Genomic DNA, 21,277 nt, shown 5'->3' with positions numbered 1-21,277 from the left:
GCACTCGTGCGCCCCCTTTGTTCGTCCGACGAACTTACCCCCAAAAGGGCGAAGGCCCCGGTCCGTGGGGACCGGGGCCTTCGCGCGTGCTCTACCCGAATCAGGCGTTGCCGGAGAGCTTCTCCCGCAGAGCCGCCAGCTGGGCGTCGCTGGCCAGCGAACCGCCAGCGGGCTCGGCCTGGCTGGAGGAGGTCTGCGCACCGCTCTCGGAGGAGTAGTTCGACGCGCCGCCGCCGTTCGCGGCCTCGGCCGCGGCGTCGGCCGCCATCTTCTCCATCTGCGCGGTGTGCATCTTGTGGCGACGCTCCGCCTCGGCGTAGCGGCCTTCCCACTCCTCGCGCTGCTTGTCGAAGCCCTCGAGCCATTCGTTGGTCTCGGGGTCGAAGCCCTCGGGGAAGATGTAGTTGCCCTGCTCGTCGTAGCTGTCGGCCATGCCGTACTTCGACGGGTCGAACTCGGCGTGGTAGTCCTCGTTCGCCTGCTTCAGCGAGAGCGAGATCCGGCGACGCTCCAGGTCGATGTCGATGACCTTGACCATCGCGTCGTCGCCGACCGCGACAACCTGGTCCGGGACCTCGACGTGGCGCTCGGCCAGCTCGGAGATGTGCACCAGGCCCTCGATGCCCTCTTCGACGCGCACGAACGCACCGAACGGAACGAGCTTGGTGACCTTGCCCGGCACGATCTGGCCGATCGCGTGGGTGCGGGCGAACTGACGCCACGGGTCTTCCTGGGTCGCCTTGAGCGACAGCGAGACGCGCTCGCGGTCCAGGTCGACGTCGAGAACCTCGACGGTGACCTCGTTGCCGACCTCGACGACCTCGGACGGGTGGTCGATGTGCTTCCAGGACAGCTCGGAGACGTGCACCAGACCGTCCACGCCGCCCAGGTCGACGAAGGCGCCGAAGTTGACGATCGAGGAGACCACACCCTTGCGGACCTGGCCCTTCTGCAGCTGGTGCAGGAACTCGGAGCGCACCTCGGACTGGGTCTGCTCCAGCCACGCGCGGCGGGACAGAACCACGTTGTTGCGGTTCTTGTCCAGCTCGATGATCTTGGCCTCGATCTCCTTGCCGACGTACGGCTGGAGGTCGCGGACGCGACGCATCTCGACGAGCGAGGCGGGCAGGAAGCCGCGCAGGCCGATGTCGAGGATCAGGCCGCCCTTGACGACCTCGATGACGGTGCCCTTGACGGCCTCGTCCTTCTCCTTGAGCTCCTCGATGGTGCCCCACGCACGCTCGTACTGCGCCCGCTTCTTCGACAGGATCAGGCGGCCTTCCTTGTCCTCCTTGGTGAGAACGAGGGCCTCGACCTCATCGCCCACGGAAACGACCTCGTTCGGGTCGACATCGTGCTTGATGGAGAGTTCACGGGAGGGGATGACGCCTTCGGTCTTGTAACCGATGTCGAGCAGGACCTCGTCGCGGTCGACCTTGACGATGGTTCCTTCGACGATGTCGCCGTCGTTGAAGTACTTGATCGTGGCGTCGATGGCGGCGAGGAAGTCCTCGGCGGAGCCGATGTCGTTGACGGCTACCTGCGGCGAGGTGACGGTGGTGGGCATGTGTCGGTTTGCTCCGGACGGATTGTGGTCGGTTGCGGACATTGGAACTTTCGGTACGCTGCGAAATCACCGCGACGATGCGACGACGGACACAGAGGAACGTACCGCACTCATCCACTTGTGAAACTCAGCACGGGCGCTCTGTTATTTCAGTACGCTGATACGTCGGTAGATCGTTACTTCGGTACACCGGTACGTCAGTACAGCAGACACTCGCGCGTTCAGCGTACGCGACCTTGGTCCGCACGGGCAAACCGGTCTGCACGCCACGCCGGAGCGTTTCCGGTGCGCCGCAATCGTTAAGCTCACGCGCGTGTCGGAAGATCGCCATGCCCAAGCGAACGCCCTGCTCGGAACCGCCGGAACCACTCGAAGCCGGCTGAGTTCGGCCGACAGTCAACGCGCCAGCAGGCGCTGGTGGGACGCCGACGCCGATCAGTATCACCAGACCCACGCCGATTTCCTCGGCGTCGACTCCCCCGGCGGCGAGTTCGTGTGGTGCCCGGAGGGACTGCACGAGGGCGATATGCACTTTCTCGGCGAGGACCTGGCGGGCAAGCGCGTCTTAGAGATCGGCTGCGGTTCGGCCCCGTGCGCGCGCTGGCTGGCCGGGCAGGGCGCGCTGCCGGTCGGGCTCGATCTCTCGATGGGCATGCTGGAGCGCGGGCTGGCCGCGATGGCGCGCGGCGGGCCGCGGGTCCCGCTGGTGCAGGCGGGCGCCGAAGCGCTGCCGTTCGCGGACGCGTCCTTCGACCTGGCCTGCTCGGCGTTCGGCGCGGTGCCCTTCGTCGCCGACTCCGCGCTGCTGATGCGCGAGGTGGCCAGGGTGCTGAGGCCCGGCGGACGCTGGGTCTTCTCGGTGAATCATCCGATGCGCTGGATCTTCCCCGACGACCCCGGCCCGGCGGGCCTCACCGCGTCCATCCCCTATTTCGATCGCACCCCTTATGTAGAGGTGGACGCCGACGGCGCGGCGACCTACGTCGAGCACCACCGCACCATCGGCGACCGGGTCCGCGAGATCGTCGCCGCGGGATTGGTGCTGCGCGACATCGTCGAACCCGACTGGCCGGAGTGGCTGGACCGGGAATGGGGTCAGTGGAGCCCGCTGCGCGGCGAGCTGTTCCCCGGCACGGCCATCTTCGTCACCGAAAAGCCGGGGCCCTGACCTGCGCTTATCGTCGTGTCGGACCATGTCGGCGAGCGATTTCACTTCTATTCTCGCTGCCATGGCCAAGAGTCTTCGCGATCACAGTTATGACGCCGCCATGCGGCTGCTGTCCCCGCTCGAGCGGATCGTCGCTCATACGTCCCTCGTCAGTACGGAGCCGTTCCTCGATCCCGGCCAGTTCGCGTGGTCGCGTCTCCTGGAGGAGAACTGGCGGACCATCAGAGCGGAGATGGACGCCGTGCTGGTGCACTGCGACGACCTGCCCGCCTTTCACGAGATCTCCAGCGACGTCGCCGCGATCTCCGACGAACGCTGGCGCACCTTCTTCTTCTGCGGCTACGGCGTCCGGTCGGAGGCCAACCGGGCCCGCTGCCCCGAGACGGCGGCGCTGCTCGACCAGGTGCCCGGGCTCGTCACGGCGATGTTCTCCATCCTGACGCCGGGCAAGCGCATCCCGCCGCACCGCGGGCTGTGGAACGGGGTGCTCCGCTACCACCTCGGGCTGCGCGTCGGCGATCCGAAGCGGTGCGGTATCCGGGTCGGCGGGTTGACGCGGCATTGGCGCGAGGGCGAGAGCCTGCTGTTCGACGACTCCTACGAGCACAGCGCATGGAACGATTCCGACAGCACCCGCGTCGTGCTCTTCCTCGATGTGCTCCGGCCCTGCCGCTTCCCGGGGTCGTGGGTCAACAACGCTTTCGTCGGGGCGGCGTCGATCTCGCCGTTCGTCCTGGACGCCGGGCGCAAGCACCGCGCCTGGGAACGCGGCTTCACCGCCGAGGTCGGCACCCCGAACTGAGGCTCCTACGCGCCGACACGTCCCGGAGCCAGGGGTTCTCGCCCTAGACTTGGCCGGTGCCCAGTGCGCGAGAGCTCCTCGATCGCGTCGAGCGCCACTGCCTTGCCGAACAGACGGCCAAGCGGCTGCGCGAAATGGTGCTCGCCGATCTCCGCGCGGCCGTCTCCTTCGACGGGCACGTCTTCATGCTCACCGACCCGGTCACCAGGATCGGGACATCGCCGGTGGCCGACCTGCCAGGTCTGCCCTGGTCACGGCTGCCCGAGCTGGTCCGGTTGCGGTATCTGACGGAGTTCACCCGCTGGAGCGATCTGCTCGAGCGGGGCACCGCGGCGACCTCCTTACGCATCGCCACCGGCGGCGATCCCGCGCGCTCGCGGGTGTGGCGCGAGGTGCAGCGCGAGCTCGGCGTCTTCGACACCGCCACCGTGGTATTCGGCGACCGCTACGGCTGCTGGGGCTTCCTGGAGCTCTTGCGCAGGATCCCTCGTGCCTTCGATCCCAGCCAGCTCACCACCCTGGCCGCGCTGGCGGCGCCGATCGCGCGGGGGCTGCGGGCCGCGCTCGGCCGCACCTTCGTCGCGGAGGCGGGCGGGCTCGCCCCGGCCGGGCCCGCGACCGTGGTCCTCGGACCGGACCTGCGGATGCGCGGCCAGACCCCGGCCGCCGCGGCGGCGCTGCTCCGGCTGAATCCACCGCAGGAGGCCATGCCGCCGATCCCGAACTCGGTCTACAACGCGGGCGCCGCGCTGCTGGCCGCCGAGCACGGCACTCCGGTCGGGCCGCCGTGGTCGCGCGTCCATCTCGGCGGCGCGCGCTGGCTCACCGTGCGGGCCGACCGGGTCGGCACCGAGGACATCACGGTCTCGCTGACACCCAGCACCCCGGCCGAGCGTCTGGACCTGTTCGCACGGACGCACGCGCTCTCCGCCCGCGAGACCGAGGTGCTCGACCTGCTCGCCACCGGCCTCGAATCACACCGCATGGCAGGCGATTTGGGGATCTCCGAGCCCGCGGTCAACGATCACGTGAAGGCGATACTTGCCAAATCCGGTGTGCGCACCCGGCAGGGGCTTCTCGCTCGGGCGCTCGGAATCACCTGACCTCGCGCTCGAAGCGAGCCCCATCGACGGACGGTCGGCCGACAGTTCAGCCGCGGCCTGCGGCGCCGAGTTCGTCGACCAACGCGGCGCGCGCGGCGGTGACGTGGTCGGCGAGTTCCCCTCCGGTGCGCAGCCAGATCTCGTAGCCCGCGAAGAAGCAGGCCATGCCGACCTTGGCCCACAGCAGCGGGCGCACGTCCGCCGTCGGGTCGACGCCCATCTGCCGGGCCAGGTGCTCCGCGAGCAGCGCTTCGATGGCGCTGCGCTTGGCGAGATCGCGGGCCTGTAGCGCCGGGTTGGCGGCGATCAGCGCGTCGCGGGTGCGCAACTCGTCGAGCCGGTCGGCGAAGTGCACCACCATCGGCCCGATGAGGGTGGCCAGCGTCTGCTCCGGGTCCTCCCCCGCCGGGCGCTCGGCGAGCAGACGGGCGAGTTCGGCGCGGTGCTCGTCGTCGTCGGCGAAGAGCAGTTCGTCCTTGCCGCTGTAGTACCGGTGCAGCGTCCGGGTGCCCACGTCGGCCGCGGCGGCGATGTCGGCGATGGTCACCGCCTCGAACCCCCGCTCGGCGAACAACCGCAGCGCCGCCTCGGCGATCGCGCGCCGGGTGCGTTCCTTCTTCCGATCCCGCAACGACATGGAAGCATTGTCACGCATGGCACAAAGTGGCACACTGTGCCACATGACAATAAGTGACAGAACTGTGGTGATCACCGGCGGCACAAGCGGACTCGGCCGCGAATGCGCCAGGGCGCTGGCCGCCGATCCGCACTGGACGGTCGTCGTGACCGGCCGGGACGCCGAGCGCGCCGAGCGGGAAGCCGCCGCAGCCGGCGCCCGCGGCATGGCCCTGGACCTGGGCTCGCTCGCCTCGGTTCAGGACTTCGCGGCGGAACTGCGCGCGGCGGGCCTGCCTCCGCTGCGCGGCCTGGTCTGTAACGCGGGGCTGCAATTCACCCGCCGCGCCTACACGGCCGACGGCGTCGAGGCCACCTTCGGCGTCAACCACCTCGGCCACCTCGCGCTGGTGCAGGAGTTGCGCGCCGATCTGGTCGCGCCCGCACGGATCGTGTTCGTCACCTCGGGGACGCACGACCCGCGCCGCTTCACCGGCATGCCGCACCCGCTGACCGCCTCCGCGCGCGAACTCGCCCACCCGCCCGCCGCGACGGAACCGGCGCACCGCGACGGCCGCCGCCGCTACAGCACCTCGAAGCTCGCGAATCTGCACACCGCCTACGAGTTGGCGCGCAGGCTCGCCGACGACGGCGTCACGGTGAACGCGTTCGACCCCGGCCTGATGCCCGGCACGGGATTGGCAAGGGACGCGGGCAGATTCGCGCAGGCGCTGTGGGGCTCGGCGGCCAAGGCCCTGGTACTGCTGCCCGGTGTCCACACGCCTTCGAGGTCCGGCGCGGATCTCGCCCGCTTGATCACCGACTCGTCCCTCGCGGCGACCACCGGCCGCCACTTCGTCGGCCGCACCGAGCGCCCGTCCTCCGCGGCCTCCTACGATCGCGAGGCCCAGCGGGCGCTCTACGACGACAGCGTGCGCCTGATCGCCGAGCTCGTCCACTGACACACCGAAGCAGCGCCTCCCTCACGGAAGGCGCTGCATTCCAGGCGCTTTCGTCTCACTTGGACTTCGGTTTGCGGCCCGCCTGTTCGAGCGCAAGGCGCAATGCGTACTCGATCTGAGCGTTGATGCTGCGCAGATCGTCGGCCGCCCATTTGGCCAGCGCCTCGTGGACGGCCGGATCGAGGCGCAGCAGCAGCTTCTTGCGTTCGACCATGAGCGCGGCTCAGCTGTACAGCGTTCCGGCGTTGACCACGGGCTGGGTCGCGCGATCGCCGCACAGCACCACGAGCAGGTTGGACACCATCGCGGCCCGGCGTTCCTCGTCGAGTTCGACGACACCCTGCTGAGTCAGGCGATCGAGCGCCAGGCCGACCATGCCGACCGCGCCCTCCACGATCTGCGTGCGCGCGGCCACCACCTGCGCGGCCTGCTGGCGAACCAGCATGGCCTGGGCGATCTCCGGCGCGTAGGCGAGGTGGGTGATCCTGGCCTCGAGCACCTCGATGCCCGCCATCTCGGTGCGGTCCCGCAGTTCGACGGTCAGTTCCTCGGCGACCTCGGCGCCGTCGCGCAGGCTGGTGCGTCCGGCGTCGTGCGCGTCGTAGGGATGCGTGGTGGCCAGGTGCCGCACCGCGGCCTCGGACTGGGTCTCCACGTACTCCTCGTAGTCGTCGACGGAGAACGCGGCCTTGAAGCTGTCCACCACCCGGTAGACGACCACCGCCGCGATCTCCACCGGGTTGCCGTCGGCGTCGTTGACCTTCAGCTTCTGCGTCTCGAAATTACGCACCCGCAGCGAGATGCTCTTGCGGTCGGTCAGCGGCACCACCGAGAAGAAGCCCGGCTCGCTCACCGAACCGATGTAGCGACCGAAGAACTGGACCACCTTCGCCTCGTTCGGGTCGACGATCACCAACCCGGTGGTCGACAGCGCGAGCGCCACCACGACCACGGTCGCCGCGATCGCCGCGATCAGCGCGGGCGTGTTGCCGTCCTTGGCCGCCGCGACGTACCCCACGGCGGCCGCGCCGCCGAAGACGAGGGTCAGCACCAACCAGGCCAACAGCACCAGAAAGCCGTTGACGTGGAATGCGGGCCTGAGCTTCATGACATCCTCCCGGTATCAGAGTGATATCACGAAGATAGCACCCGAGCGCCCACCGGCCAACTGCCGATGGGCGCACCGCACGCGCTCAGGCCGCGGGCCTGATGTTGCGGTTGAAGCGGAACATGTTGTGCGGGTCGTACTTCGCCTTCAGCGCCGCGAGCCGCGCGTAGGTGTCCGGCGCGTATCCCGCGCGGGTCTGCGCGTCGTCCGCCCCGTCGCCCGCGCCGTAGAGGAAGGCCAGGCTGTGACCGATCGTCCACGGCGCCAACACCTCTCGTACCGCGACGTGCTCGGCGGGCACCCCCGCACCCGCGCCGGGCGCGGGCATGGTGATCACGCGGACCACGTACGCGGCCTCCCGCCGATCGACGGCGACACCGGCCGGGCCGGGCCTGCCGAGCGCGCCGCCGAGGTGACGGATGTCGACCACGGCCGGAATCGACCCGCCGGGACCGGTGGCGGCGGCCAGCGCGGCCAGCGCGTCGCCGGTGAGTTCGCCGAGGACGGCATTGGTCGCGGCGTAGGCGTGCGGGTGGTCGGGATCGCTGTGGATGGTGTGCGATTCGGTGTAGGACAGCTCGCGCAGATCGTCGCGCAGCCGGGCGCCGACCGCGCGCAACGGGGCGACCAGACGCTCGCCTTCGTCGGCGGGACCGTCGAACGCGACGCGGATCGAGGCGACGTATCGACCGCGCAGCATCTCCGGCACCTGCGGGATGTCGGGGTAGGTCAGCGTGGTGGCGCTCGAGGTCAGCCGCTCGGGCACCGTCGCGGTCCACTGCCGCCAAGCCTCCAGCGCGGCGCCCGCCAGCGGCTCGTCGAACACCAGCTGCCCGCCGTAGACCGTCCGCACCGGAACCAGGTCGAGTTCCAGCGCCGTCACCACGCCGAAGTTGCCGCCGCTGCCGAGCACCGCGCCGAACAGTTCGTCGCCCGGGCGCAGCGTGCGCATCCTGCCGTCCGCGGTGACCAGTTCGATCATCCGCACGTGATCGGCCGCGTAGCCGAATTCCCTTGCCAGCAGGCCGAGTCCGCCGCCGAGCGTGTAGCCGATCACGCCGACGGACGGCGAGGAGCCGTTCAGCGGCGCCAGCCCGAACTGCGCGGCCGCCTCGACCAGCGCGCCCGCGCGCACCCCCGCGGCGACCCGCGCGGTCCGCGCCTCGGGGTCGATCCGAATGCCGGTCATGCGGGCGGTGCTGATCAGCACCCCGCCCTCGGCCGCCACCGAGAGCCCGTGCCCGGTCGCCTGCACGGCCACCGGAAGTCCGTGGCGCGCGGCGTATTCCACCGCGGCGCGCACATCCTCGCCGTGCGCGGCGACGACCACGAGCTCGGGCCGGTGGGTGTAGGCGGTCTGGAACCCGGCGATCTCCACCTCGTACCCGGACTCGCCCGGGCGGAAGACCGGGCCGGTGAAGACGGCGAAATCGGTGGTCTGCGTTGCGTTGTCTGCCATGCCATCGACGATGCCCGGCCCAGAACGATAAGTACAACAGATAGTTTCTATCGATACTAGAATCTCCAGTTATGGAACTGCGCCACCTGCGCTACTTCGTCGCCGTGGCGGAAGAAGCCAACTTCACCCGCGCCGCAGCGCGCCTGCACCTGACCCAGCCGGGACTGAGCGCCCAGATCCGGCAATTCGAACGGGAACTCGGCCAGCCGCTGCTGGACCGTGGCGGGCGCACGGTAACGCTCACCGAGGTAGGCGCGGCCGTATTGCCGCACGCCAAGGCTGCTTTGGCCGCGACCCAGCGCATCGTGGACACGGTGGACGAGTTCACCGGCCTGCTGCGCGGTCACGTGCGAGTCGGACTCATCTCCGGCGCGGCCCCCGAGGAATTCGACGTCGCGGCGGTCCTCGCCGATTTCCACAACGACCACCCGGAAGTCGGCATCAGCCTGACCGAGGACACCTCCGAACGCATGCTCGCCGCCCTCGGCCGCGGCGAACTCGACATCGCCCTGGTCGGGCTGAGCGGCGCGGGCCTCGATCCCGGGCTCGGCAAGCAGGTGGTGCTGGACACCGCGGTGGTCGCCGCGGTCGCCGCCGACGACCACTCCCATGGGGCGACCATCCCGCTCGCCGCGCTGCGCGACCATCCGCTGATCTGCCTGCCCTCGGGCACCGGACTGCGTGGCGTCCTCGAACGCGCCTGCGCCGCAGCCGGTTTCGAGCCGCGAGTGGCCTTCGAGGCGGCCGCACCGCCCCTGCTGCTGCGGCTCGCGGCACGCGGGCTCGGCGTCGCCGTCGTGCCCGCGCTCACCGAGGAGGAGGCCGCCGCCCACGACGTGCGCGCGTTGCCGATCGTCGAGCCGGAACTGCGCGGGCAACTCGCGCTGGTCTGGCGCACCGACCATCCCGCGGCGCCGGCCACCAAGGTGCTCCTCGGCCAGCTTCGAATCGCCCTCGGCGATCGTTCCGGCGATCGCCCGTGATCGCAAGCGGAGTATCCGAAGAATGGTGACCGGCAATTCTGCGAAGTGACCTGCGCGGGTGGCACACTCGCCACTCCTCCGACACTATCGACGGAAGTGCCCACTCCGGTCACGGCTTCCATCTACACTGGTCGACGCCCTTGTCAGGGCAAGCTGAACCTCGCACTTCCCGCATTACCCGTCAGTGAAAAACAAGCCGGGAACCCGAATAATGCGTCGGCACCCATCATATTTCTTATCCGGTGCCGTTCGCCGGGGGAACGTCAAAGGAAATCGGCAAGCACGGATTGGAGTCCAATGTTTATCAAGAAACTGGTGGCTACCACATTCATGGCCATCGCGGCCACCGGCGTAGCCACCGCTACCGGACACGGGGAGGCCGGTCTGGCGGACGTCAGCTTCAGCGGCACGGACGGCGCCGTCGGCTACACGGCGATACTCGCGGCCGATCACTCGAGCGCCGTGGTGAGTCTCGCCTCCGGTACGTTCGCCATCACACCCGACGCGGTCACGGTTCTCGCGGACGACGGCACGGTCGTCGGCGCCATCCCGACGACGTTCGGGCAGTTCGCCGTCGCGCCCGCGCTCAATGCCGCAGGCACCCAGCTGTCGCTGACCCCGATCGGCGGACCGACGACCGATGCGCTCCTCTCCCGGGATCTGCCGGGCGTACAGCAGGCCGTGGGCCCGATTTCGATCATCGTCGGCGCCACCATCGGCTGCCTGGTCGGTGCCGCGATCGGCATCTGGTTCTTCGTGGTCGGAGCCATTCCCGGATGCGCCATCGGCGCAGTGGCCGGTGCCGCCCTCGGCTTCTTCTCGCCGTTCCCGTGATCGTTCACCGAGCGGAAGTAGTCGATAGACACTGACACATCGGGCCGGGCGCCCCTCGGACGCCCGGCCCACTGCTGTCGCGGCTCAGAGCAACCGCGACAGGAATGCCTTGGTGCGTTCGTGTTTCGGGTTCGCGAGCACCTCGCGCGGCACGCCCGCCTCGACCACCACGCCGCCGTCCATGAACACCAGCTGGTCGGCGACCTCGCGGGCGAAGCCCATCTCGTGCGTCACCACCACCATGGTCATGCCGCTCTCGGCGAGCTCCCGCATCACCTGCAAGACCTCGCCGACCAGCTCCGGATCCAGCGCCGAGGTCGGCTCGTCGAACAACATCAGCTTCGGATCCATGGCCAGCGCCCTGGCGATCGCGACGCGCTGCTGCTGACCGCCGGACAGCTGAGCCGGGTAGGCATTGGCCTTGTCGCCCATGCCGACTCGATCGAGCAGTTCGTGCGCGCGGGCCACGGCGTCGGCCTTGCGCACCTTCTTGACCTGCGTCGGCGCCTCGATGATGTTCTCCAGCGCCGTCCGGTGCGGGAACAGGTTGAAGTGCTGGAACACCATGCCGATATCGCGACGCTGCCTGGCCGCATCGCGCGGGTGCAGTTCGTAGAGCTTGTCGCCCTTCTGGCGGTACCCGACGAGTTCGCCGTCCACGTACAGCCTGCCCGCGTTCACCTGTTCGAGGTGGTTGATGCAGCGCAGGAAGGTGGACTTGCCGGAACCGGACGGGCCGATCAGGCACAGCACCTCACCGCGCGCCACCTCCAGCGAGATGCCTTTGAGCACCTGGAGCGCGCCGAAGTTCTTGCACACCCGGTCGGCGACGATCATTCGCGGCGCGGCCTGCTCGTCCTTGTTCGTGGAAACCGTCATTTCGCCTTCACCACGCTCTGTGCGTCGGCCAGTTCCTGTAGCTGCTTGGCGGTCAGCTGCCGGGACGCGCCGCGCGAGTAGTACCGCTCCAGATAGAACTGGCCCACCATCAGCACGCTGGTGATGGCCAGATACCAGGTCGCGGTGACGAGCAGCAGCGGGATCGGCTGGAAGTTCACGCCGTAGATGTCGCGGGCCCGCCCGAACAGGTCGGTGCTCAACGGGATCGCGGTGACCAGCGAGGTGGTCTTCAGCATGCCGATGAGTTCGTTGCCGGTGGGCGGGATGATCACCCGCATGGCCTGCGGCAGCACTGTGCGCCGCATGGTCTGGGTCCAGGACATGCCGAGCGCGACCGACGCCTCGCGCTGCCCTTCGCCCACGGAATTGATACCCGCGCGGACGATCTCGGCCATGTAGGCGGCCTCGTTGAGGCCCAGGCCGATGACGGCGAACGTGAACGCCGCCTGCAACTCCTGCACGTCGAGCTCGAAGAACTGCGGCCCGAACGGCACACCGAGATGGATCTGCTGGTACAGCGAGGGCACCAGGCCCCAGAACACCAGCTGCACGAAAATCGGTGTGCCGCGGAAGATCCAGAGATACACCCAGGCGGTCGAGCGCAGCACCGGGTTCGGCGAGAGGCGCATCACCGCGAGCACAGTGCCGAGGACGATCGCGATGGCCATCGCCAGCACCGTCAACTCGAGGGTGACGACCGCGCCCGCCACGATCCGGCTGTCGAACAGGTACTTCCAGTAGGTGCTCCACTGGTAGGCGTCATTGGTGGCGGCGCCGTAGACGAAAAGGCCGAGCAGCACGAGGATGACGGCCGCGGCGATCCATCGGCCCGGCCTGCGCAGCGGAACCGCTTTGATCGGCTCCGGCTCGGCAGGCGCGGGGACGCCGCCGGGCCCGGGATCGCCGGGCACGACGGTGGTGTCGTTGTCGGACATGGGTCAGCTCACGGCCCCGTTGACGACCGACTGGGTGATCGCGCCGTCCTGCACGCCCCAGTTCTCGGTGATCTGCTTGTACTGGCCGTTCTGGATCAGATGGTTGACCGCCGCCTGCAGCACCTTGGCCAGCGGCGAGCCCTTCGGCACCGCCCAGCCGTAGGGCGCGGAGTCGAACACCGGGCCCGCGGTCTCGATCTTGCCGCTGCTCTGCTTGATGGCGTAGGCGGTCACCGGCGAGTCGGCCGACATCGCGTCGACTTGGCCGAGCACCAGCGCGTTGGTCGCGGCGCTCTGCTCGTCGAACGGCTTGATGTCGATGGCGGGCTTGCCTTCCGCGACGCACTTGGCGCTCTTGGCGGGCACCTCGTCGGTGTGCTCGACGGTGGTGGCCTGCACTGCGACCTTCTTGCCGCAGGCATTGTTCGGGTCGACCGGCTTGCCGGTCTGCTGGGCCCACTGGATGCCCGCGCTGAAGTAGGTGGTGAAGTCGACCTGCTGCTCGCGTTCCTTCGAGTCGGTGATCGAGGACATGCCGACGTCGTAGGTGCCCGCCTGGATCGCCGGAATGATCTTCTCGAACGCCGACTCCACGTACTCGGCCTTGATCCCGAGCACGGAGGCGACCGCATCCATCATGTCGACGTCGAAGCCGACGATCTTGCCGCTGGCGTCCTTGTACTCGTTGGGCTGGTACGGCACGTTCACACCGATGACCAGCTTGCCGGACTGCTTGACCTTGTCGGGCAGTTGATCGGCGATTTCGGTTACCTTGTCCACCTGCACCTTGGAGACCGCCGGTCCGGTTTCCTCGGTGTTGGTGGTACAGCCCGCCAGCACGAGTGCGGCGCCGGTGAGCGCGCACATCGCTCGCAGGGCACGCCTGCCAGGCTTGGATCGATCAGACACAGCAGCCCTCCACATTTCGGTTACGAGAAACCCGGGTGTCACCACCCGTTTGGCAATCTAAGCGACCGAGACGTTTCGTGCTGGACAGTAATGGAATTCCACATCGGCTCGTTGCGGACTCCACGCGGTACAGGCTGCCGGTGCGCCGACGGGACACCATACCCCCGCGCCGATTCGCCCACTCTTGTGGGTTGCCGCATGATTGCCATTCTGTCCAGGCAGTTGTCGTCCACGCTTCACTCCGGCGCACAAGCCGAAGCGAAGCGATGCCCACACCAGCACCGAAGCCGAGACGCGCGCCACGTCCCGTCGGGAGGTCGCGGGACCCGCTCTGACGAAACCGTCGCAGCGCGGCATCGCTGGGCATTAGCTACTCGACGCGGCATCATCGCTCGTCCGCCGCCCGAAGTCCGAGGCGCGCGCACACTGCTCAGCGAGCCTCGCGGGACCCGAGCCGCTCCGACTTCACGTGGAAAAGATTCCGGCACAGGAGATTTCGCACGCATCCTAGGCGACCCCTCGATCAGGTCGAGCCGCCATCGAACGATTCGAGTTCGTCGGCGAACGCCGCGGGACCACCGGTGGTGGCGGCCACGGAGTCATCGACCGGGGCGGACGCGGTCGTCGTCGGCGCGGGGGCCGGGTGGGCGCCATGCGCCACCCGCCGCAGGTTCGCCGCCGCGGTCTTGAAGAGCGGCTGTTTGGACGCCGGATCCCAGTCGGTCGGGGTCAACTCGTTCGCCGCCCGGTCGTGCGCGCCGTCGCCTCGGTCCCAGTAGCCGTAGTGGAACGGCAGGAAGAGCACGCCGGGGCGGATCCGGCCGATGCGGGCGCGGGCCCGCACCGACCCGCGCCGCGTCGAGACCTCCACCAGGTCGCCCTCGCCGATCTCCGCGCGTTCGGCGTCGGCGCGCGAGATCTCGACCCAGACCTCCGGCGCGGCCGCGTCCAGCTGCGGTACCCGTGCGGTCTTGGTCCTGGTGTGGAAGTGGTACAGCGTTCGCCCGGTGACCAGCGCGAACGGACGGTCGGCGGCGAGTTCCTCGTGCGGGTGGACGTAGTCGGCCGCTTTGATGATCGCCTTACCGTCCGGGTTCAGCGCGCGGTACTCGGCGAGCTCGACCGGCTTCCCGGAGACCAGATCCTTGCCGTAGGACTCGCAGTCGTCGGGCGCGGTCCAGAACCGTCCGTCGGTGTAGAGGCGCTCCGTACCGTCCGGATGCGCACTGTCGCAAGGCCATTGGATGCCCGAGCCCGCACTCAACCTCGCGTGGGTCAGGCCGCTGTAGTCGCACGGGCGTCCGGCCGAGCACGCCTTCCACGCCTCGAACGCCGACTCCGGATCGCGCCAGTGGATCAGCGGGCCGCCGTCCCGGTCGCGAAAATCCATGCGGCGGGCGTAGTCCAGGAAGATGTCGAGGTCGGACTTGGCCTCACCGGGCGGGTCGACGGCCCGCTCCGAGAGGTGCACGGTGCGGTCGGCGTTGGTGAAGGCGCCGGTCTTCTCGCCCCACGCCGCGGCGGGCAGTACGACATCGGCCATGGCCGCGGTCTCGGTCGGGAAGATGTCCTGCACCACGAGGAACAGGTCCTCGCGCGCGAGGATCGACCGGACGCGCGCCAGCTCCGGCAGCGACACCGCCGGGTTGGTGGCGCTCACCCACAGCATCCGAATGTCGCCCTGCTCGGCGAGCCGGATCATCCGCATGACGTGGGTCGGCGGCCCGGAGTGCGGGATCCGCTCGGGCTCGACCTGCCACCGCTCGGCCAGCTCGGCGACGTGCGCGTCGTTGGCCCAGTTGCGAAAGCCGGCCATCTCGCCGTCGGCGCCGCATTCGCGCGTGTTCTGCGCCGTCGGCTGACCGTTCATCTGCAATACCCCGCAACCGGGCCGCCCGAGCATTCCCCGGATCAGGTGGACGTTGTTGACCTGCACCGCCGCCGCGGTCGCCTGATGGGATTGGTAGAAGCCTTGCAGCACCGTGGACAACAGACGCGCGGCGGTGCCGAGCAGCCGGGCCGCCTCGCGAATGTCCTCGACCGCGACACCGCAGATCCTGGCCGCCCGCTCCGGGAAGAATTCGCTGACCTGAGAGCGCAATTCGTCGAAGCCGACGGTGTGCTCGTGAATGTAGTCCAGATCCACCCAGTTGTTGGCGACGATCTCGTGCAGCAGCGCGTTCATCAGCGCCACATTGGTGCCGGGCAGGGGCGCGAGGTGGACGGTGGCGTGCGCGGCGACCGGGGTGTAGCGCGGGTCGACGCACACGATCGCGGGCGGGTTCGGCCCGGCCAGCCGGTCCAGGATCCGCGTCCACAGCACCGACTGCGTCTCGGCGACGTTGTGCCCGAACAACGCGATGACGTCGGCGTGGTCGACGTCGGTGTACGAGCCCGGCTGACCGTCGCAGCCGAAGGACTCCTTCAGCGCTTGGGCGGCCGTCGCCGTGCAGAGCCGGGTGTTCCCGTCGACGTGGTTGGTGCCGATGCCCGCGTGGGCGAGCACGCTCAGCGTGTAGTACTCCTCCAGGAACAGCTGGCCCGAGGTGTAGAACCCGATCGACTCGGGACCGTGCCGCTCGAGCAGCGCCCTGCTGTGCCGCACGACGCGGTCCATGGCGGTGTCCCAATCGGTCTCGACGAGCTCGCCGTCCTGGCGGACGAGCGGGCGGGTCAGCCGGTCCGGCGAGGCGTTGGCCTGCCAGCCGAACAGATCCTTCGGGCCGAGCCTGCCGCGATTCACCCGGTCCACGGCGCGGCCGCGGACACCGACCATCCGGCCGTCCACGACCGCGATGTCGAACGCGTCGCCGTTGGAGCTCAATATCGAGGCCGACGGCACCCACCGCTGCACGTCCTCGGGCTCGACGCCCGCCACCAGATACATGTCCACCCGTTCGGGCCACCGCTGTCCGGGCCCGTACGCGAGCCTGCGACCCCAGGGTTCCGCTATTCGATCTTGCCTCTCCATACCGCCCGCGTACCCGTCGCCCGGCGCGGCAACCCGGCCTGCGCTGCGGTTTTATCCGGCGGTCGCGACCGGCCCGTGGCTACCCGCGGCCTCGGCGCGCTCGGGCGCGGGGCGGGTCGATGCGGAGCAGTGCGCCGCATACGATCCCGGCGGCTGCCTCGATGCCCGCGGACGCGCGCAGATGCGGTGTCGCCGCGATGTCGTTGACGGCGCCGAGCGCCGCGTGCACGCGGATGCGCGCTTCCGTCGGATCCATCTCCGGGTGGTGCCCGCGCACGAGTCCCACCCATTCGGCGACGTACCCGTGCTGTGTCCCGCGCAATCGATGGCTCTCCTCGGGCCCGAGCTGGTCGGCTTCGGAGGTGATGAGCAGCCGGATCAGGGCCGGGTTCTCCAGCGAGTACGCGGTGTAGCTGCCGATCAACCGGTGCAGCGCGTCCGCGGCGCTGGTCGCGCGGGCGAGGTCGCGTTGCAGATCGGCTTGCAGGATGAGGTTCGCGCGGGCGAACAGTTCGACGAGGATCTCGGCCTTGCTGGAGAAGCGGTTGTAGACGCTGGGGCCCGCGATGCCGACGGCGGCGCCGATGTCCTCGATGCCGACCCCGGCGAAGCCGTACCGATCGAACAGCCGGGTCGCCTGGTCGAGAATCGCGGCGCGCCGCGACGGATACCACCGGTCGGTCGCATCGACGGCGCCGACCGCGCCGCGTCTCAGCGCCGGGATCTCGGCATCGGACACCGCCGTCATCATCTCGGCGAGCAGCTGGCGGAAGCGGTCGCCGGGCAGCCGCAGCCGGTGGAAGGAGACGCTGGTCGCCACCGCCAGGGTCGACCAGGCGAGCAGGTCGGCCCTGGACGGATCCAGGTCGGGGCGGCGCACCCGCAGCAGCGCGGCCAGCTGGGCGCCGACGGCGCGCAACCGTTCCCGCAGCTCGCCGGAGATGTCCGAATCCCCCTACACTGGGCGCGTGCGTGTTCGACGGCTGATCATCCTGTCTTCTGTGGCCCTGCTCGCCCCGCTCGGCGCGGCCGCCTGCACCGTGGAGGGGGCGGGTACCAAGTCCGAATGCAATGTCGGCGGGTGCACCGTGACCTTCGACCGCGGCGTGGACGCCAAGGCGAACATTCTCGGCGTCGACGCGGAACTCGTCGCCGTGAACGGGAACACGGTCACCCTGAGGGTCGGCGGTCAGCAGGTCGACGTCCCGGTCGGCGAGACCCAGCCCGCCGACGGCCTCAACGTGACAGTGCAAGAGGTCACCAACGAGAAGGTCGTCGTCAAGCTCGCCACCGGACTGTCCTGAACCGCGGACCGAGCCGATTCAGCGCCGGTGCACCCTGGCGCACACCTGCTCGGTGAACTCGCCGGTCGAGGCCTGACCGCCCAGATCGGCGGTCGCGATGCCCGCCGCGAAGGTCGCCGCCACCGCCCGATCGATGCGATCCGCCGCGCCGTGCAGCGCGGTATCCGCGTCGCGAGTTCCCAACCAGCGCAGCAACATCGCCGCCGACAGCTGCAATGCGACCGGATTGGCGCGGTTGTGCCCGGCCAGGGTCGGCGCGGCGCCGTGCACCGCCTGCGCCATCGCGCGGGTCGCCGAGCAGTTCAACGAGGCGGCCATGCCGAGCGAACCGCTCAATTCGCCCGCCAGATCGGACAGGATGTCGCCGAACAGATTCTCGGTGACCAGCACGTCGAAATCGCCTGCGGCGCGGACCAGATGCGCGGCCGTCGCGTCCACGTGCTCGTCGTCCACCTCGACGCCCGGGTACGCGCGCGCCACCTCGTAGCAGACATCGCGAAACAGACCCATGGTCATCGGCAGCACATTCGCCTTGTGCACGATGGTGACCCGCTTGCGACGCGCCGAGGCCAGGCGGAAGGCCTCGTGCGCGATCAGCTCGCAGGCGCGCCGAGTCACCACGCCGACAGACATCGCCATGTCGCGGGTCGGCTGGAACTCCCCCGAGCCGGCGAACATGTTGCGATCGGCGTAGAACCCTTCGCTGTTCTCGCGCACGATCACCAGGTCGATGTCCGGCGCGGCAGAGCGGACGCCCGGGAACGCGCGGGCCGGGCGAATGTTCGCGTACAGGCCGAACTGCTTGCGGATCGCGCCGCCGGGCGCCACCGCGCCGCGGTGCTCGGCCGGATAGGACGCGTTGTCGTGCGGCCCGAGGATCCAGGCGTCGAGTTCCTCGAGCCCGCGCAGCGTGTGTTCCGGCAGCGCGGTGCCGAACTCCTCGATGGCGCGATGCCCCATCGGCAACGACACCCACTTCACCGCGGCCGCGCCCGCCGCGGCCAGCGCCTCGTCGACGACCGTCTTGGTCGCGCGCACCACCTCGGGACCGATCCCGTCACCCTCGATCAGCCCCAGTCGCACCGCTGTCCTCACCTCGTTCACCGGGCAATCCTCTCGCCGACGCCTCGCCGCACCGGAACCGGCCCGCCATCCGCGGCCGTGCGGCTACGTTGAGAAGATCATGGTGCAGTCGGTCGAATTGCTGGTGGACGACGCGGCCGAGGCCGAGATTCGGCGGCAGTGGACGCTGCTCGCCGAGGCCGGGCTGCCCAGTGTCACGGCCAAGGCGATCGAAACCCACCGCCCGCACATCACGATCGCGGTGGCCAGACAGATCTGGCCGCGCATCGACCACGCCCTCGACGAGCTGATCTTCCGCCCGTTCCCGGTGCGGCTCGGCGGCGTCCTGGTGTTCGGCGCACGACACCCGATCCTGGTCCGGCTGGTCGTACCCTCCGAACAGCTGCTCACGCTGCAGAGGCGGGTATACGACATCGTGTCGCCGTGTCCTGGCGCGCCCGCCAACCTGCGTCCGGACGCCTGGACGCCGCATATCACGCTGGCCCGCCGGGTACCGGTCCGTCTGCTCGGTGACGCGGTGCATTCCGTGGCGGCCGATCGTGATTTCCCCGCCACGATCGCGGGTATCCGTCGGTGGGACGGCGACCAGCGGCGCGAGTGGCCGGTGGGCCGTGGAAGATAAGAGCCGAGCCCGGCGTTACAGCTGGCAACATTCGATACGAGAGGACGTCATGGCCACCCAGACGCTGACCGAGCAGAATTTCGACGAGGTAGTCACCGGAAACGACGTGGTACTCGTCGATTTCTGGGCCGATTGGTGCGGCCCGTGCAAGAGCTTCGCGCCGACCTTCGAGGCCTCCTCGGCCAAGCACCCCGACGTCGTGCACGGCAAGGTCGACACCGAAGCCCAGCAGGGCCTCGCCGCCGCCGCGAACATCCGTTCCATCCCGACCATCATGGCGTTCCGCGAAGGCGTTCTGGTGTTCGCGCAGCCGGGCGCGCTGCCGCCGGCCGCGCTCGAGGACCTGGTCACCCAGGTGAAGGCCCTCGACATGGACGAGGTCCGCAAGCAGCTCGCCGAGCAGCAGTCCGCTTCGGAATAAGACACACACGTCGGGCCGGGCACCCCGCTGGGGGCCCGGCCCGATGTGCGTTTCAGGAACGGCGCGATTCAGGAACCGAGTCGGTTGATCCCGGAAAGCATTGCGCGAACGATGGATTCGGCGCCGTCGTCGGCGAACGCCGCGCCCCATCCGCGCTTGCCGTCGAGCTCGCACCGGACGAAGGTCGCGGTGCCGCCCGCGGTGCGGCGCTGGTGGAACTGCAGGATCTCCACCGGATAACCCTCCTCGTAGAGGGCCGAGGTGAGGGCCGCGACCGGGCTGCCGGTGGTGGCCACCGTGCGGAGATGGTCGGCGAACTCGAGCGTCGCGGTGCACTCGGCGTTGCGGTGACCGGCGGCGTATTCGCTGAGCCGGATCGGACCGGCGTGCCCGCAGTAGTGGTCGTAGAATTCCGCCGGGCTCATCCCGGCGGCTTCCGCGCGCAGCCCCTTGGGTGCGGCGGCGATGAATGTCTGAGTATCAAGAGTCAGCATGGTCATTGTGGGGTAGGTCTTCCCGAAAAATGTCGGCGGAGGGGACCAGCGTCAACACATTCAACAGCCCGCAGCGAGGGGGCCGGTCCGAATCAGACCCCGCTACGGCGGGTTACTACGAGAAGTCGCGCCTGCGCCACCACCGCGGTAAGCGGAATTAGCCCGGTGCGCACCTCAGGCCCGGAGGCGGTAGCCTGCGTAACCACGGAGGACCCGGTGTGCACCGAGTTCAACCCAGCGCGGTCGCGGTCTGCGACACGAAGCGCTGCGCTGTGGTGGTCGGCGGGATTCGGCACGGCATCGAGGATAGGCATTCCGTGGCCCGATAGCAACCTTTTCGCACCTACGTTTCGTCTACTCGCGGGTATCATCGCCGCAGCTCACACCGCCCGTGCCGCGGGTAACGTCGTGGCATGGGTCTCCTCGCCATGACCATCCCCGGACTCGCCCTGCTGCTGATCCTCCTCGCGTTCGCCGAAGTCCTCTGGAACCGCCTCACCGGCAGTCGTTTCCTGCCCTGGACCAAACGCCGCTCCGGTCACCCGGTCGCGGCCACCGGCTTCGAAGAGGTGACCGCGGCCTTCCAAGGCTCCAAGCACTACGAGTTCGAACAGCGCCAGACCACCCTCATGCATCGGGAGACGAAGTCCGACGGCGCGCCGCCGCGGGACGAGGTGGATCTGATCACCGGCGCGGCGCGATTGGTCCGCCGGTCACCGTCGCACTGACCCGTTCGATCCTCGGTGCAGCCGATCCTGCCCCGCAGCAGCGGCTTCCAGCGATGTTGCGGCTCGAACCCCCGAGTTGTCAGTGGCACAACATGTTTCGTCGCACCGCACGGCACGGCCGGGGCCTCGGTGATCCGTTCAGGGGAGCTATGGCCACGAGCGACAGAAAGCACTGCGATTCGGACCACTCAGCCGGAGCAAACAGCGCAGACTTGAAACATCCACGCTGCGACAGGTGATGGCGACAGCGCGTCCAGTGTGCGGCGGGGTGCCGAAAGGGGATCTCGATGTCGCTGGTGTACCGGGCCA

22 protein-coding genes are annotated in these 21,277 nt (G+C 69.1%); 10 read left to right on the top strand and 12 right to left on the bottom strand.

Annotation, left to right across the window (positions count from 1 at the left end):
* Positions 1–100: 100 nt before the first annotated feature.
* Positions 101–1,567 (bottom strand): 30S ribosomal protein S1, encoded by a 1,467-nt coding sequence (gene rpsA, locus AC3EO7_RS24325; RefSeq protein ID WP_435592469.1) that lies wholly within the window; start codon positions 1,565–1,567, stop codon positions 101–103.
* A gap of 313 nt (positions 1,568–1,880) precedes the next feature.
* Between rpsA and AC3EO7_RS24320 the strand changes: the two genes are divergently transcribed.
* From AC3EO7_RS24320 to AC3EO7_RS24310, 3 genes are all read left to right on the top strand, one after another.
* Entirely contained in the window at positions 1,881–2,735 is an 855-nt protein-coding gene (locus AC3EO7_RS24320) for a class I SAM-dependent methyltransferase (protein ID WP_431970712.1), read from the top strand.
* A 61-nt stretch (positions 2,736–2,796) separates the two neighbouring features.
* Positions 2,797–3,537: an aspartyl/asparaginyl beta-hydroxylase domain-containing protein gene (locus AC3EO7_RS24315; protein ID WP_435592468.1), complete on the top strand. Its 741-nt coding sequence runs from the start codon at positions 2,797–2,799 to the stop codon at positions 3,535–3,537.
* A 56-nt stretch (positions 3,538–3,593) separates the two neighbouring features.
* Entirely contained in the window at positions 3,594–4,640 is a 1,047-nt protein-coding gene (locus tag AC3EO7_RS24310; protein ID WP_435592467.1) for a LuxR C-terminal-related transcriptional regulator, read from the top strand.
* A 46-nt stretch (positions 4,641–4,686) separates the two neighbouring features.
* Here the strand turns inward: AC3EO7_RS24310 and AC3EO7_RS24305 are convergent, their stop codons facing one another.
* Positions 4,687–5,277 (bottom strand): TetR family transcriptional regulator, encoded by a 591-nt coding sequence (locus AC3EO7_RS24305; protein ID WP_435592466.1) that lies wholly within the window; start codon positions 5,275–5,277, stop codon positions 4,687–4,689.
* 43 nt (positions 5,278–5,320) lie between these two features.
* On the opposite strand from AC3EO7_RS24305, the gene AC3EO7_RS24300 reads away from it, so the two are divergent.
* Entirely contained in the window at positions 5,321–6,217 is an 897-nt protein-coding gene (locus tag AC3EO7_RS24300; RefSeq protein ID WP_431970709.1) for an SDR family NAD(P)-dependent oxidoreductase, read from the top strand.
* 55 nt (positions 6,218–6,272) lie between these two features.
* Here AC3EO7_RS24300 and AC3EO7_RS24295 read toward each other — a convergent pair whose 3' ends face one another.
* The 3 genes from AC3EO7_RS24295 to AC3EO7_RS24285 all read right to left on the bottom strand — a co-directional run bounded on the left by AC3EO7_RS24295 (position 6,273) and on the right by AC3EO7_RS24285 (position 8,784).
* Positions 6,273–6,431: a type II toxin-antitoxin system antitoxin gene (locus AC3EO7_RS24295; protein WP_141812733.1), complete on the bottom strand. Its 159-nt coding sequence runs from the start codon at positions 6,429–6,431 to the stop codon at positions 6,273–6,275.
* 9 nt (positions 6,432–6,440) lie between these two features.
* Positions 6,441–7,325: an SPFH domain-containing protein gene (locus AC3EO7_RS24290; protein WP_431970708.1), complete on the bottom strand. Its 885-nt coding sequence runs from the start codon at positions 7,323–7,325 to the stop codon at positions 6,441–6,443.
* 85 nt (positions 7,326–7,410) lie between these two features.
* Entirely contained in the window at positions 7,411–8,784 is a 1,374-nt protein-coding gene (locus tag AC3EO7_RS24285) for an FAD-binding oxidoreductase (RefSeq protein ID WP_435592465.1), read from the bottom strand.
* Positions 8,785–8,855: 71 nt separating this feature from the next.
* Here AC3EO7_RS24285 and AC3EO7_RS24280 point away from each other — a divergent pair, with 71 nt between their 5' ends.
* Together AC3EO7_RS24280 and AC3EO7_RS24275 are read left to right on the top strand one after the other, a co-directional pair.
* Positions 8,856–9,767, top strand: coding sequence for a LysR family transcriptional regulator (locus AC3EO7_RS24280; protein ID WP_435592464.1), 912 nt, complete (start codon positions 8,856–8,858; stop codon positions 9,765–9,767).
* 315 nt (positions 9,768–10,082) lie between these two features.
* A complete protein-coding gene (locus tag AC3EO7_RS24275) occupies positions 10,083–10,601 on the top strand; it encodes a DUF8020 domain-containing protein (RefSeq protein ID WP_435592463.1) in 519 nt (172 codons plus the stop codon).
* Between the two features lie 84 nt (positions 10,602–10,685).
* On the opposite strand, the gene AC3EO7_RS24270 is transcribed toward AC3EO7_RS24275, so the two are convergent.
* The 5 genes from AC3EO7_RS24270 to AC3EO7_RS24250 all read right to left on the bottom strand — a co-directional run bounded on the left by AC3EO7_RS24270 (position 10,686) and on the right by AC3EO7_RS24250 (position 17,235).
* Positions 10,686–11,438 carry an amino acid ABC transporter ATP-binding protein gene (locus AC3EO7_RS24270; RefSeq protein WP_431970826.1) on the bottom strand — a complete coding sequence of 251 codons (753 nt, stop codon included), beginning with the start codon at positions 11,436–11,438 and terminating at the stop codon, positions 10,686–10,688.
* Between the two features lie 38 nt (positions 11,439–11,476).
* On the bottom strand, positions 11,477–12,436 hold the full coding sequence (locus AC3EO7_RS24265; RefSeq protein ID WP_431970704.1) for an amino acid ABC transporter permease: 960 nt from the start codon (positions 12,434–12,436) through the stop codon (positions 11,477–11,479).
* Between the two features lie 3 nt (positions 12,437–12,439).
* Entirely contained in the window at positions 12,440–13,360 is a 921-nt protein-coding gene (locus AC3EO7_RS24260) for an ABC transporter substrate-binding protein (RefSeq protein ID WP_488186286.1), read from the bottom strand.
* Between the two features lie 508 nt (positions 13,361–13,868).
* Positions 13,869–16,316: a molybdopterin oxidoreductase family protein gene (locus AC3EO7_RS24255; protein ID WP_435592462.1), complete on the bottom strand. Its 2,448-nt coding sequence runs from the start codon at positions 16,314–16,316 to the stop codon at positions 13,869–13,871.
* 79 nt (positions 16,317–16,395) lie between these two features.
* Complete coding sequence (locus tag AC3EO7_RS24250) at positions 16,396–17,235, bottom strand: TetR/AcrR family transcriptional regulator (RefSeq protein ID WP_435592461.1); 840 nt, start codon at positions 17,233–17,235, stop codon at positions 16,396–16,398.
* A 49-nt stretch (positions 17,236–17,284) separates the two neighbouring features.
* Between AC3EO7_RS24250 and AC3EO7_RS24245 the strand changes: the two genes are divergently transcribed.
* Positions 17,285–17,620, top strand: coding sequence for a hypothetical protein (locus AC3EO7_RS24245; protein WP_431970701.1), 336 nt, complete (start codon positions 17,285–17,287; stop codon positions 17,618–17,620).
* An 18-nt stretch (positions 17,621–17,638) separates the two neighbouring features.
* On the opposite strand, the gene AC3EO7_RS24240 is transcribed toward AC3EO7_RS24245, so the two are convergent.
* Entirely contained in the window at positions 17,639–18,724 is a 1,086-nt protein-coding gene (locus AC3EO7_RS24240; protein ID WP_435592460.1) for an isocitrate/isopropylmalate dehydrogenase family protein, read from the bottom strand.
* A gap of 79 nt (positions 18,725–18,803) precedes the next feature.
* Here AC3EO7_RS24240 and AC3EO7_RS24235 point away from each other — a divergent pair, with 79 nt between their 5' ends.
* Complete coding sequence (locus AC3EO7_RS24235) at positions 18,804–19,325, top strand: 2'-5' RNA ligase family protein (protein WP_431970699.1); 522 nt, start codon at positions 18,804–18,806, stop codon at positions 19,323–19,325.
* A 49-nt stretch (positions 19,326–19,374) separates the two neighbouring features.
* Positions 19,375–19,746, top strand: a complete 372-nt coding sequence (gene trxA / locus AC3EO7_RS24230; protein ID WP_431970698.1) for a thioredoxin — start codon at positions 19,375–19,377, stop codon at positions 19,744–19,746.
* Positions 19,747–19,814: 68 nt separating this feature from the next.
* Here the strand turns inward: trxA and AC3EO7_RS24225 are convergent, their stop codons facing one another.
* Positions 19,815–20,240, bottom strand: coding sequence for a 2-isopropylmalate synthase (locus AC3EO7_RS24225; RefSeq protein ID WP_435592459.1), 426 nt, complete (start codon positions 20,238–20,240; stop codon positions 19,815–19,817).
* A 413-nt stretch (positions 20,241–20,653) separates the two neighbouring features.
* On the opposite strand from AC3EO7_RS24225, the gene AC3EO7_RS24220 reads away from it, so the two are divergent.
* The gene (locus tag AC3EO7_RS24220) at positions 20,654–20,968 is read left to right on the top strand and encodes a DUF6191 domain-containing protein (protein ID WP_431970696.1); all 315 of its coding nucleotides are present in this window, start codon (positions 20,654–20,656) and stop codon (positions 20,966–20,968) included.
* Positions 20,969–21,277 lie beyond the last annotated feature (309 nt).

It is taken from the genome of Nocardia sp. bgisy118, from assembly GCF_057708605.1.
Note: the sequence above shows the minus strand (reverse complement) of the source record. Positions and strands in the feature narration are given on the sequence as shown.